The organism is Peribacillus sp. FSL E2-0159, assembly GCF_038643155.1.
GTDB lineage: Bacteria > Bacillota > Bacilli > Bacillales > DSM-1321 > Peribacillus > Peribacillus simplex.
The window spans coordinates 3844191-3858214 of the sequence record NZ_CP152053.1 but is presented as its reverse complement, the minus strand read 5'-3'; the positions used below and the strand labels follow the sequence as shown (position 1 = coordinate 3858214).

At 41.8% G+C, this 14024-nt stretch carries 10 protein-coding genes; 9 read left to right on the top strand and 1 reads right to left on the bottom strand.

Features of this window, described 5'->3' with window-relative positions; all coding sequences use genetic code 11:
* Positions 1 to 36 precede the first annotated feature (36 nt).
* Both spoIVB and spo0A read left to right on the top strand, forming a co-directional pair.
* Entirely contained in the window at positions 37 to 1329 is a 1293-nt protein-coding gene (gene spoIVB, locus NYE63_RS18770) for a SpoIVB peptidase (protein WP_063233098.1), read from the top strand.
* A gap of 329 nt (positions 1330 to 1658) precedes the next feature.
* Positions 1659 to 2450 (top strand): sporulation transcription factor Spo0A, encoded by a 792-nt coding sequence (gene spo0A / locus NYE63_RS18765; RefSeq protein ID WP_342602254.1) that lies wholly within the window; start codon positions 1659 to 1661, stop codon positions 2448 to 2450.
* Positions 2451 to 2946: 496 nt separating this feature from the next.
* Here the strand turns inward: spo0A and NYE63_RS18760 are convergent, their stop codons facing one another.
* Positions 2947 to 3183: a DUF2627 domain-containing protein gene (locus tag NYE63_RS18760; protein ID WP_101222519.1), complete on the bottom strand. Its 237-nt coding sequence runs from the start codon at positions 3181 to 3183 to the stop codon at positions 2947 to 2949.
* A gap of 205 nt (positions 3184 to 3388) precedes the next feature.
* Between NYE63_RS18760 and NYE63_RS18755 the strand changes: the two genes are divergently transcribed.
* The 7 genes from NYE63_RS18755 to NYE63_RS18725 all read left to right on the top strand — a co-directional run bounded on the left by NYE63_RS18755 (position 3389) and on the right by NYE63_RS18725 (position 14023).
* Complete coding sequence (locus tag NYE63_RS18755; protein ID WP_342602253.1) at positions 3389 to 5446, top strand: sigma-54-dependent Fis family transcriptional regulator; 2058 nt, start codon at positions 3389 to 3391, stop codon at positions 5444 to 5446.
* Between the two features lie 368 nt (positions 5447 to 5814).
* Positions 5815 to 6912: a branched-chain amino acid dehydrogenase gene (bcd, locus tag NYE63_RS18750; protein WP_063233104.1), complete on the top strand. Its 1098-nt coding sequence runs from the start codon at positions 5815 to 5817 to the stop codon at positions 6910 to 6912.
* A 131-nt stretch (positions 6913 to 7043) separates the two neighbouring features.
* Positions 7044 to 8465, top strand: a complete 1422-nt coding sequence (lpdA, locus tag NYE63_RS18745; RefSeq protein ID WP_342602252.1) for a dihydrolipoyl dehydrogenase — start codon at positions 7044 to 7046, stop codon at positions 8463 to 8465.
* 24 nt (positions 8466 to 8489) lie between these two features.
* Positions 8490 to 9485: a thiamine pyrophosphate-dependent dehydrogenase E1 component subunit alpha gene (locus NYE63_RS18740; protein ID WP_342602251.1), complete on the top strand. Its 996-nt coding sequence runs from the start codon at positions 8490 to 8492 to the stop codon at positions 9483 to 9485.
* Positions 9486 to 9497: 12 nt separating this feature from the next.
* Positions 9498 to 10481, top strand: coding sequence for an alpha-ketoacid dehydrogenase subunit beta (locus NYE63_RS18735; RefSeq protein WP_063233107.1), 984 nt, complete (start codon positions 9498 to 9500; stop codon positions 10479 to 10481).
* 26 nt (positions 10482 to 10507) lie between these two features.
* Positions 10508 to 11791, top strand: a complete 1284-nt coding sequence (locus NYE63_RS18730; RefSeq protein ID WP_342602250.1) for a dihydrolipoamide acetyltransferase family protein — start codon at positions 10508 to 10510, stop codon at positions 11789 to 11791.
* A gap of 354 nt (positions 11792 to 12145) precedes the next feature.
* Positions 12146 to 14023: a methylmalonyl-CoA mutase family protein gene (locus NYE63_RS18725; RefSeq protein WP_342602249.1), complete on the top strand. Its 1878-nt coding sequence runs from the start codon at positions 12146 to 12148 to the stop codon at positions 14021 to 14023.
* The last annotated feature ends 1 nt before the right edge of the window (position 14024 follow it).

The following is a 14024-nucleotide window of genomic DNA, read 5'->3' as shown; positions in this document are numbered from 1 at the left end:
GCCATAAAGTTTCAGAGAGCGAGGAGAGTGAATGGATTGAAATTTGTATGGATAAACAGGATCATCGGTGGAATTCTCCTTGTTTCGCTATTAACATTAGGGTTATACCAGCCATCTCGTGAATATTTTTTAATTCCAAATCATCTTGTACTATTTGAAGGAAGTCAATATAGTATTTCCAAATCATTGCCTGTTTCTGCAAAAACTTCGGGATCTAGTGATGGAATTTCACTTCATGATGAACAAGCTTCGATTACGCTTGGTGCTGAGAAACCAGGTACGAATGAAGTGTTACTCGATGTAGCAGGCTTACCTGCCAAAAAGGTCGACATCAGGGTGTTAAAAGACTTTAAAGTCATGCCTGGAGGCCAATCCATTGGAGTAAAGCTTAATACTCTTGGGGTTCTTGTAGTAGGTCATCATCTTATTGATACTGCGCAGGGGAAAAAATCACCGGGAGAAAAGGCGAAAATTGAAATCGGTGATATTATTACAGAAATCAATGGTCAGACGATAAAGAAGATGGGGGATGTAACCCCTTTTGTTCAGCAGGCAGGCGAAAAGGGTGAGGCGTTGAATCTTGTCATTAACCGTGATAATGAAGTGCTTCATAGTACCCTATTACCTCTAAAAGATAAGAATGAAGGAACTTACAAATTAGGTTTGTATATCCGTGATTCGGCAGCTGGCATAGGAACGATGACGTTTTATCACCCGGATTCGAAAAAATATGGGGCGTTGGGACATGTCATATCCGATATGGATACAAAAAAGCCGATTGTTGTTAAGGACGGACAGATTGTTCAATCGACAGTTACATCCATTGAAAAGGGAAGTAATGGTGATCCGGGAGAAAAATTGGCACGCTTTTCTTCCAATAAAGAAAAAATAGGAAATATCAATCGCAATAGCCCCTTTGGAATTTTTGGGAAATTAAATCAGGATTTTAAAAATGGAATTAACGAAAAGCCACTCCCCATCACCCTTTCCCATGAGGTAAAGGAAGGACCAGCAAAAATCCTTACAGTGGTGGATGGTTCTGAAGTGGAGGAATTCGATGTCGAAATCGTCAGTTCCATCCCACAGAAGTTTCCTGCAATTAAAGGAATGGTCTTAAAAGTGACGGATAAAGAATTGCTTCAAAAAACGGGTGGGATCGTTCAAGGTATGAGCGGCAGTCCTATCATACAAAATGGGAAATTAATCGGTGCAGTCACCCATGTATTCGTTAATGATCCTACAAGTGGGTATGGAGTCCATATCGAATGGATGTTAAACGAAGCCGGTATAAATATATACGACAAAGATAATTATGAAAAGGCAAGCTAAGAATCTGGGTATCCTTTTGGATGCCCCTTTTTAATGGGAATTAATAAATAGCGTAGGTTTGGGTAGGAATTAAATTTGATTTCTTCAAAAAATAGAGGTTTTTTTGAAACGATGTGATAAAATGAAAACGATATGAAGATTTTTCGACAAACGGTTTATTTGAATAGCAAACGAAGTCGAAAACAAGAGATATCCGGAGAATAATATTGAATTCCTTATATTTTTTCAAAAATAAAAGGAATTTAGTTTCCATTGTCGAAAAGTTCAATTACAATAGAATTTAGTCATATAGAAAAAAAGACCAATTGTAGTTGAGGAGGAAATCAAGCGTGAAAAAAATTAAGGTGTGCGTTGTAGATGATAATAGAGAACTTGTTGGCCTTCTGGAAGAATACATTTCTGCACAGGAAGACATGGAAGTAATTGGGGTGGCACATAACGGTCAAGATTGCCTGGGTATGCTTGAAAGCGTTGATCCGGATATATTAATCCTCGATATTATCATGCCTCATTTAGATGGGTTAGGTGTACTTGAAAAACTTCGTGAAGTAAAACGGGGTTCTATGCCTAATGTGATAATGCTTACTGCCTTTGGTCAAGAAGATGTAACGAAAAAAGCTGTTGATTTGGGCGCGTCTTACTTTATACTGAAACCATTTGATATGGAAAATCTGGCCAATCACATACGTCAGGTAAGCGGTAAAGGGCAGGCGGTTTTAAAAAATCATAGTCAATTTAGCTATCGTCCCCAAAATGAATCCAAACCGAAGAACCTTGATGCCAGCATCACAAGCATCATTCACGAGATTGGAGTGCCAGCACATATTAAGGGCTATTTGTATTTAAGGGAAGCCATATCCATGGTATATAATGATATCGAACTATTGGGTTCTATCACCAAAGTTTTATATCCGGATATCGCAAAAAAATACAATACTACGGCCAGCCGTGTTGAACGTGCTATCCGGCATGCGATTGAAGTGGCCTGGAGCCGTGGAAATATAGAATCCATTTCATCACTTTTCGGATATACCGTAAGCATGACTAAGGCAAAACCTACAAATTCCGAATTCATTGCCATGGTTGCTGATAAGCTGCGTCTCGAACATAAAGCTTCTTGACAGGGGTAGGGGTCACCGGTTGTTAAGATTTAGGGGAACAATTGACCATATAAAGGCTAGAGCCGCTAAATATAAATAGGAATTCTCCATCTGGAGGTAAAGGACAGGAAGAAGTTGCTTCGTGATTTTTTCTAATCGGCAACTTCAAAATTTTTTACGCTGCGGGTAAAAAAATTAAACGCCTTTTATTTATTGGATTTTGCAGGAAATCCCATAAATAAAAGGCGTTTTTGTTTGATTGAACAGCGCCACAAAATTATTTTAGACGAAGTTTTGTGCTATATAGCTCCTTTTCTTAATTTTCAGATTATAATTATAGGTATACGGTGAGTATGGGTGTTCCAGTACGGCCATTTACCATTAATAAAGAAGACGAGATGAAGCGTTTATTCGAATTGGGATGCAGTGGCATCATAACCGATTTTCCCGAGGCATCCGTAAGGATCAGATAAAGAAAGAAGGTGCCATATGATACATGGCACCTTCTTTTTTGCGTTTAAAATTTATTGAACCTGCTTTGGACCTTATTTTGTTTTCGATCTCGATGAAGGACGAAGCCGGCGATAAAGGCTATTCCGCCAATCGTAATGAGCAGTCCGATTAAAAATTGCAGCCAAAGGACTGGATAGGGAGGCTGTAAAATACCGAACACCATGTCCCTCATTATTTTTATGCCATAGGCAGCAAAGGCACCGGGTATAAAAAGAATCAAAAAAGCGATTAAACGTTTCATGCGGTCAAATCCCTTCTGAAAATTCCGTCTTTAAAAAATGATAAAGGATATAAATTATTTGTCAAGTTTCGGGAATCTAGATAATGACTGGGAGTTGGTGGCTGTTTTTCAAGGGTACCGATATGGTAAAATGGTGTGGAGTATGAAAAAAATTGCAGGGAATGATCAATTAAAAGGGGTAATTATATTTTAAGGGGGATGGCTCATGCAAAAGGTCATGATAGTAGGGGGAGGAGTGGGAGGGACAACAGTGTTGAAACTCCTATCGGAAAGTGAAGTATTCTCCATTGTTTGTATGGCTGATACGAATGAATCCGCTGAAGGGATGCTTGCTGCAAAGGAACGAAAGATTCCTACAGTGACCAATTGGAGCATGGGATTGGAGCGGGATTTGGACATCATTTTTGATACGACCGGTGACTCGTCTGTCTATAATAAGATAAAAAGGGACATGGGCGAACAAACGATTCTTATTCCTGGAAGTGTCGCCCTCATTATGGCTAAGTTGTTTGAAGAGAAAAATCGCTTAATTAGTAAATTGGAGAATACCTCGGCAAAAATGGACTTGATCCTTAATACGACCAGTGAAGGGATGGTGGTGATTGATCATGAAGGATTCATCATCATGTTCAATGATAGTGCGGAACGTGCCTCTGACACAAAGCGCGAGGATGTGATAGGCAGACATATCAAAGATTTCATCCCTTCAACTGGATTGCTGCGAGTGATGCAGACGAACCAAAAAGAAGTAAATCAGGAAATCACCCTTAGCAATGGGATGGAACTCATAACGACAAGGATACCTCTGGTGAATGCCGATAAGGAAATCATAGGGGCTTTTTCCGTGTTTAGGAATAAAACGGAGGCTGTACAATTGGCGGAGCAGATCACTGATTTAAAAGAGATACAGACGATGCTCCAGGCCATCATTCAATCCAGTGATGAAGCCATATCTGTTGTCGATGATCAAGGCAGGGGGCTTTTGATCAATCCGGCATATACAAGAATCACTGGCTTAACAAAGACCCAAGTGATTGGTAAGCCGGCTTCCATCGATATTTACGAAGGTGAAAGTATGCATATGAAAGTGCTTCAGACTAAAAAGCCTGTTCGGGGTGTCAATATGCGTGTCGGCCCAAAACATAAGGAAGTGATCGTGAATGTTGCCCCAATCATCGTGGATGGGTGCCTGAAAGGGAGCGTTGGCGTCATTCATGATGTATCGGAAATTCAAGCCTTGACACATGAACTGAATCGGGCAAGACAGATTATTCGTACATTACAGGCTAAATATTCCTTTGATGATATTATTGGGGCTTCCGAAGAGATGAAGCTTCCAATTGAACAGGCGAAGTTATCGGCAAAAACACCTGCTACTGTCTTATTAAGAGGGGAATCAGGGACTGGCAAAGAGTTATTTGCACACGCCATACATAATGCGAGCGATAGGAAATTCAATAAATTCGTACGTGTAAATTGTGCGGCCATCTCGGAATCATTACTTGAAAGTGAACTGTTCGGTTATGATGAAGGAGCCTTTACAGGGGCAAGCAGGGGCGGAAAGGTCGGTTTTTTTGAAGAGGCAAATCAAGGGAGTATCTTTTTGGACGAAATTGGAGAATTACCAGCAAACATCCAAGCTAAATTGCTTCGGGTTTTACAAGAAAAGGAAATCATCAGAGTGGGTGGGACGAAGCCGATTCCCATCAATGTCCGGGTCATAGCCGCTACGAATATCAATCTTGAACAGGCCATCGCAACCGGATCATTCAGGGAAGACTTGTATTTCAGGCTGAACCGCATGCCTATTTTTATTGCTCCACTAAGAAAGCGAAAAGAAGATTTGAGAGAATTGGCGGAGCATTTGATTAATAAAATCAATCAAGAGTATGGACGGAGCATAGAGGGAATTACAGCAGCAGCTATACATAAGATGCAAATATACAACTGGCCAGGTAATGTGAGGGAACTGGAAAATATCTTAGGACGGGCAATCATTTTCATGAAATTGAACGAGACCATCATTGATATACATCATATTCCGGATTTTATCGAAGAGGTTCCTTTAAAACAGGAGAAATTAGTAATGAAGCCTTCTGGCTACGTATCGGGGAAACCGCTCTCGGAGATAATAGACCAGTATGAAGCCGAAATCATTCAGCAAGCGTTCCATACCCACAAGGGAAATAAAACACTTACGGCAAAAGCACTAGGGATTTCAGTTAGAAATCTATATTACAAAATGGAAAAACTAAAACTGTGAAAATTGTTGCACGCAAACAATTGCACGCTATGAAAAAAACTGCACGGAATTTTCTGATTTATTTTAATTTAAGCGAGACTCCACTTCTAACATGAAATTTTTTTGAATTTGTTATAGGCTATAGTTGCCCAACATATTAACCAGCATCTCCTTTTTTTGGATAAAAAGGCTCTCATAATGTATTTTATTGGCATGTTATTTGCATATTTAGAAAGTGCATGGATTTTTCAAGGGACCATTCCCCATGGGGAAAATATCATGTGAGTAGCGGATTTCATTTAAAATGAACGTAGGAACAAGTAAGAATGAGGAGTAATTTAGTGTCCTCATATCTGACATGTATTAAAACATCTAGGGAGGATTCCTTTATGGAAATTTTTAAATATCTTGAGAAGTATGATTACGAGCAACTGCTATTCTGTCAGGATAAACAATCGGGTTTGAAAGCGATTATTGCCATTCATGATACAACATTAGGGCCTGCGCTTGGAGGCACAAGGATGTGGACGTATGCATCTGAAGAAGAAGCCATTGAAGATGCATTAAGGCTTTCGAGAGGTATGACATATAAGAATGCAGCTGCCGGCTTGAATTTAGGCGGGGGGAAAACCGTCATCATCGGCGATCCGCGTAAGGATAAAAATGAAGAAATGTTCCGTGCATTCGGAAGGTATATCCAAGGGCTGAATGGGCGTTATATAACAGCTGAAGATGTAGGTACAACGGTTGAGGATATGGATCTCATTCATGAGGAGACGGATTTTGTCACTGGGATTTCCCCTGCATTCGGTTCTTCGGGTAACCCTTCCCCAGTAACTGCTTATGGGGTGTATCGCGGTATGAAGGCTGCTGCAAAAGAAGCATTCGGAACTGATTCTTTAGAAGGCAAGGTAATTGCAGTCCAAGGCGTCGGGAATGTTTCTTATAACTTATGCCGTCACCTTCATGAGGAAGGCGCCAAGCTGATCGTTACGGATATCAATAAAGAAAGCGTGGCCCGTGCGGTTGAATCCTTTGGGGCGACTGCAGTGAATCCTGATGAAATTTATGGAGTTGACTGTGATATCTATGCACCATGTGCGTTAGGGGCGGTCATTAATGATCATACAATCAATCAAATCAGGGCGAAGGTCATTGCAGGTGCAGCCAATAATCAATTAAAGGAACCTGTTCATGGCGATCAAATTCATGAAAAAGGTATTATATATGCACCTGATTATGTAATTAATGCAGGTGGAGTCATAAATGTAGCCGATGAGCTTCTAGGGTATAATCGGGAAAGAGCCCTTAAGAAAGTGGAAACGGTTTATGATACAATTGAACGAGTCATCGAGATTGCAAAACGTGATCAAATCCCAACTTATAAAGCAGCGGATAGGATGGCAGAGGAGCGCATTGCTCGCATGAGGAATTCAAGGAGCCAATTCTTGCAAAATGAAAAACATATCTTGAATGGAAGAAAATGAATGTAGTTTTACAAGATATAGATTCCTGTGTTTTTTTTAATAAACACAGGAATTTTCAACATGGATAACGTAATAAACATAGGGCAAGTAAAAATGGTGACAATAGTATGTATTTGTGAGGAGGAGCGGTTTTGGCTGAAGAATTTGACCTCGTTATCCTCGGCGGAGGAACAGGCGGGTATGTGGCAGCGATAAGGGCTGCTCAATTAGGATTGAAAACGGCTGTCGTGGAGAAAGGCAAGCTCGGCGGAACGTGTCTACATAAAGGCTGTATCCCTTCAAAAGCACTTTTAAGGAGTGCGGAAGTTTATCAGACTGCAGTGAAAAGTGAGGAATTCGGTGTTGTTACCGGGGATGTAAAGGTAGATTTCCTTAAGGTGCAGGAAAGAAAGAATAAAGTGGTCGATCAACTCTATAAAGGTGTCCAGCACTTGATGAAACAAGGGAAGATAACGGTTTATGAAGGGTTAGGACGTATACTTGGTCCATCTATATTTTCACCGATGCCTGGAACAATTTCCGTGGAAATGAATAATGGCAGTGAAAATGAAATGCTCATTCCTCAGAATGTCATCATTGCCACCGGTTCACGTCCGAGGACACTGCCTGGTTTGACGATTGATGGGGAATTTGTGCTTACATCGGATGAAGCTCTAAAGCTAGAGAGCCTGCCAAAATCAATGATTATTGTAGGCGGGGGAGTTATCGGTATTGAATGGGCTTCGATGCTTAATGATTTTGGCGTGGAAGTGACAGTACTTGAATATGCAGATAGAATCATCCCGACTGAGGACGATGATATTTCCAGTGAAATGCTTCGTCTCCTAACGAAAAAAGGAGTCAAATTCGTTACAGGTGCCAAGGTATTGCCTGAAACCCTGAAAACGGATGTTTCAGTATACATTTCTGCTGAAGTCAAAGGTTCGGTAGAGGAATTCACAGCTGAAAAAATGCTGGTTTCCGTAGGCAGATCAGCAAATGTTGAAGGGATCGGCCTTGAAAATACGGAAATTGTGAAAGAAAAAGGTTTTATTGAAACCAATGACTTCTTCCAAACGAAGGAATCACATATCTATGCGATCGGTGATTGTATCGGCGGTCTGCAATTGGCTCACGTTGCCTCCCATGAAGGTATTACGGCCGTTGAACATTTAGCAGGCCAAAAACCGGAACGGCTGGATTATTCGCTCATTTCAAAATGTGTGTATTCAAGCCCTGAAGCTGCAAGTGTCGGTTTGACGGAAGAACAGGCAAATAAAGAAGGCTATGACCTTAAAATAGGGAAATTCCCATTCCGTGCAGTTGGTAAGGCCCTTGTTTTCGGGGAAGCGGATGGTTTTGTCAAGATCATCGCCGATAAGAAAACGGATGATATACTGGGCGTTCATATGATCGGGCCACATGTTACGGATATGATTTCAGAAGCGGGACTTGCAAAAGTGCTTGATGCGACACCTTGGGAGATAGGCAAGACAATTCATCCGCACCCAAGTCTTTCTGAAGCAATCGGAGAGGCAGCCCTTGCTGTCGATGGACGTGCCATTCATTCATAAAGAATAAGGTCAGGAGGTTTTATGATGGTAGAGAATCGTCATGAACAATTAGGCTTAAATGAGGAAACGGTTTTAGATATGTACCGGACAATGCTTTTGTCCCGCAGAATTGATGAGCGCATGTGGCTTTTAAACCGATCCGGGAAAATTCCCTTCGTGATTTCCTGCCAGGGGCAAGAAGCTGCACAGGTTGGGGCAGCGTTTGCGCTTGATCGGCAAAAGGATTATGTACTGCCATATTATCGGGATGTAGGTGTGGTGCTTACCTTCGGAATGACCGCAAAAGACTTGATGCTTTCAGGTTTCGCGAAAGAGGAAGATCCCAATTCCGGCGGGCGCCAAATGCCTGGTCATTTTGGGCAAAAGAAAAATAGGATCGTCACTGGTTCATCGCCTGTAACGACACAGGTCCCTCATGCTGTTGGAATTGCCCTTGCAGGGAAGATGGAAGGTAAGGATTTGGTAACATTCGTAACGTTTGGAGAAGGTTCATCCAATCAGGGCGATTTTCATGAAGGGGCCAACTTTGCAGGTGTGCATAAGCTACCGGTCATTTTTATGTGTGAAAATAATAAATATGCGATTTCCGTTCCTATTTCGAAACAGCTATCGTGTGAAAATGTTTCCGACAGGGCGATTGGCTATGGGATGCCTGGAATAACGGTGGATGGCAATGATCCATTGGCAGTGTATGCAGCGGTGAAAGAAGCAGCTGACCGTGCACGAAGGGGAGAAGGCCCTACACTAGTAGAAACCGTTTCATACAGGCTTACACCTCATTCAAGTGATGATGATGACCGAAGCTACCGGACAGCGGACGAAGTGGCCGAAGCCAAAACGAAAGATTCCATAATGACATTTGGAGCGTATTTAAAAGAAGTGGGAATCATGGGTGAGGACCTTGAGAAACAAATGAATGATGAAGTCATGAAGATAGTCAACGAAGCAACCGATTATGCTGAAAATGCTCCATATCCGAAGGCTGAAAGTGCTATGAATCATGTGTATGCACAAAAGTAAGGGGGTAATAGAATGCCAGTGATTTCTTATATAGATGCTGTGACAATGGCAATGAGGGAAGAGATGGAACGAGATTCCCGTGTATTCGTATTGGGAGAAGATGTAGGAAAAAAAGGTGGGGTCTTTAAAGCCACTAATGGTTTATACGACCAATTCGGTGAAGCCAGGGTCATCGATACCCCGCTCGCTGAATCTGCAATTGCAGGAGTGGGAATTGGAGCAGCCATGTATGGGCTTCGGCCGATAGCTGAGATGCAATTTGCCGATTTCATCATGCCTGCCATTAACCAAATAGTTTCAGAGGCAGCCAAGATTAGATACCGTTCTAATAATGATTGGAGCTGTCCTATGGTAATCCGTGCTCCATATGGAGGAGGGATTCATGGAGCTCTTTATCATTCACAATCGGTTGAAGCAATCTTTGCTAATCAGCCGGGCTTGAAAATTGTGATGCCTTCCACTCCGTATGATGTAAAGGGTTTGCTTAAAGCTGCCATTCGCGATGAAGACCCAGTGCTTTTCTTTGAACATAAACGCGCATACCGTTTGATCAAGGGTGAGGTACCCACTGAAGATTATGTACTTCCAATCGGTAAGGCGGATGTGAAAAGGGAAGGGGAAGACATTACTGTCATCTCCTATGGCCTTTGTGTGCATTTTGCCCTTCAGGCAGCAGAAAAATTAGCTGCAGATGGAATATCTGCACATGTTCTTGACTTGCGTACCGTCTACCCTTTGGATAAGGATGCCATCATAGAAGCAGCTTCTAAAACGGGGAAAGTATTACTGGTTACGGAAGATAATAAAGAAGGAAGCATCATGAGTGAGGTCGCGGCAATCATTGCCGAGCATTGCCTTTTTGATTTGGATGCCCCTGTAAAACGATTGGCCGGACCTGATGTACCTGCCATGCCATATGCGCCTACGATGGAAAAACATTTTATGGTGAATCCTGATAAGGTGGAAAAAGCTATGAGGGAATTGGCCGAGTATTAATGACTGTTAAGAAGGAGGAACGAATAATGGCTATGGAATTAATGAAGATGCCTCAACTAGGCGAAAGTGTCACAGAGGGAACCATCAGTAAATGGCTTGTAAAGCCTGGAGATCATGTCACGAAATACGACCCGCTAGCTGAAGTGATGACGGATAAAGTAAATGCTGAGGTTCCTTCTTCCTTCACCGGCATCATCAAGGAATTGAAAGCGGATGAGAATCAAACATTGGCAGTCGGGGAAGTCATTTGCTCGATTGAAGTTGAAACGGCAAAGACGGATAACGAAAATGCTGGGCAAGTTTCTCGTAGTGAGGAAAATGTTGATGCACCTGTTACAAGAGATGTGCAGCAAGCGGCCGAACCATCAAGGAAAGCTCGCTATTCGCCAGCTGTGTTAAAACTTTCCCAGGAGCATGGAATCGATCTTTCAAAAGTTAAAGGGACGGGGAATGAAGGACGGATCACCCGTAAAGATTTACTGAAACTTGTTGAATCAGGGAATCTTCCTAAGGCGGATGAGCCTTCCGCAATATCCAACTCGGCTACTGAAGAGATTGCTCCTCAAGTTAATCGACAAACCAGTCCAGTAACAAACGTGACTACTGCGGCTGGTGATAAGGAAATACCTGTTACCGGTATCCGAAAGGCAATTGCGTCCAATATGTTGAAAAGTAAGCACGAAATCCCACATGCCTGGACGATGGTGGAAGTTGACGCAAGCAATATGGTGAAGTTGCGTGATAATCTAAAATCCGACTTTAAACAAAAAGAAGGCTATAATTTAACGTACTTTGCCTTTTTCGTAAAAGCGGTTGCTCAAGCCCTTACGGAATTTCCAGAGATCAATTCAATGTGGGCAGGCGAAAAAATCATACAAAAGAAAGAAATTAATATATCAATAGCCGTTGCAACTGAAGATGCCTTATTTGTACCGGTCATTAAAAATGCAGATGAAAAATCAATCAAAGGTATAGCAAGGGAGATACAGGAACTCGCATCCAAAGTGAAAGCGGGTAAGTTAAAAGCAGAGGATATGCAAGGTGGTACGTTCACTGTTAATAACACCGGTTCATTCGGTTCTGTCCAATCCATGGGAATCATCAATTACCCACAGGCGGCCATTTTACAAGTTGAAACGATTGTAAAACGCCCAGTTGTCATAAATGACATGATTGCAGTACGAGATATGGTGAATCTCTGTTTATCACTTGATCATCGTGTTTTGGACGGACTGGTATGCGGCCGATTCCTCGCGAGGGTTAAAGAAATCATCGAAAAGATTTCCAAAGATAACACTTCCATATACTAAAATGAAGAAAAGGAAGGCCGGTAGGTCCTTCCTTTTTGTTTTGTACTTCACTTTTACATAGAAAAACATCGACAAAAATTTTATTTTTGCTATTATTTTATTAAGAACTGTTCTAATACAGATCAGGGGCTGTACTTGATTTCTAAAGAGGCGAAATAGGCTAGTGGTTTCCCTAATAACAGGTTTACTAATTTCTATTGTCTTAAATTTCAAGAAAATTATGGTAGAATGTTAGTATAATCCAGATCAAATTGACGGGAGGGTGGTTTTCTTATCCAAAACTGACTGAGCGTTCGTTCTCCCAATGAAAGGACAGGGCGTATGAGGCGGCAGAAGATAAGAAAGCGATTACAGATGGAACTGAAAGATGTAAAAAACATAACCTTTCCTAAGCCTTCTTTTGAAGAGTGGAAAGAAGCTGCGGAAGCAAGTTTAAAAGGGAAAAGTGTAGAAAAATTAAAAACGAATACATATGAGGACATCACTTTATATCCGCTCTATACAGAAAAGGCGGATTCAACGGAAAAAGTGGCTGAATTGCCAGGATTCTTCCCTTTCACCAGAGGAACGTTCCCAACGGGTTATCATGAAAAACCTTGGCTTGCCGTTCAACCTGTAAGCGGTATCACGGCAGAAGAAGCAAATGAAAAGATGAAGGCAACATTCAAGCGCGGTCAAAATGTCGTGGCATACCCTGCACGTTTGCTTGCTGAGGGAGCAAGGGCTGAAAAATTGTTTAAGGATATCCCATTAAAAGAAATCCCGGTTTTCATGGACCTTAAGGGGAAACAAAAAGGATCATTCCCTCAATTCAAAGCTGTTGCCGAAGCACAAAATACTCAATTGACAGGTGTTATTGCTGAGGATCCCATTGCAGAATGGCTCATTTGCGGTCAGCTGCCAGAAGATACGGATAACTATTTTGCGGACTGGCTGAAGACGATCCAAGGTTATCAGAAGGTAGGCAGGGATTTAAAGACTATTTTGATTAATACGGCAGTCTATCATAATGGAGGAGCCAATGCTGTACAAGAAATAGCGTACGGATTGTCGGCAGCCGTCCAATATCTATTGGAAGGGCAAAAACAAGGGCTTTCTATTGATTCGGTTTCCAAAAAAATAGTTTTCTCTTTTGCTGTGGATTCCAATTACTTCATGTCCATCGCTAAACTGCGGGCTGCCAGGAGGCTATGGGCCGGTCTAGCTGAAGCCTTTGATACAGCTCCGGACTATTTTAAAATGGCCATTCACGCCGTTACGTCCGAATTGACTGAAACGCTATATGATCAGCATGTAAATATTCTTCGGACCACAAACCAAGCTTTCGCTGCAGCTATTGGAGGCATTCAATATCTTCAAATTCATTCATTTACACATGCAAGTGGTGAAACCAATGATTTTTCAGAAAGAATTGCCCGTAATACTCACTTGATTTTAAAAGAAGAAACAAATATCACATCAGTGGTCGATCCTGCTGGCGGTTCATGGTATGTGGAGCAATTAACGGATGAATTGGCTGAAAAGGCTTGGGCGAAATTCCTTGAAATCGATGCAGCCGGAGGGATTTTAGAGCTAATTAAACAAGGCACCCTTCAGAAAGAAATAGCTGAAGTTTACCAAGGAAGAGTTCAAAATGCGGCTTTCAGAAAAGAAAGTATCATCGGAACGAATGTATATCCGAATCCGGCTGATAAGATTAAAACCCCGACACAGGATAACCATGTGTCATATATGAAAGTTGATAAGCCGGTTGGCATTACCCCACTTGCTAGGAATCGGGTATCCATTCAGTTTGAACAGATAAGACTTCGCAGTGAAAAGTATAAAGAAATAAGTGGAACGGCCCCAACTATTGGTTTGATTAATTTGAAAAATCTCAAATCCTATAAACCTCGTGCAGATTTCGTTAAAAGTCTTGCTGCAGCAGGTGGTATTGAAACAATCGGCAGTAAGGGGTGTCAAACGGTTGAGGAAGCAGTCGATTATGTAGCTGCGACCAGGCTCCCGATCTATTGTGTCTGCGGCAGTGATGGTGACTACTCGGAATTAGCGCCAATCACCATTAAAGAAATTAAAAAGCAATTCCCTGAAATCACTATTTATAGTGCCGGCAAGCAGGAAGAAGAATTGGAGATTACACTAAGTGAAGCCGGAGTCCAAGATTTTATCCATGTTAAAACGAATGCAATAGCCATTTTACTGGAATTATTGCAGAAGCTGGGGGTGAACTAAA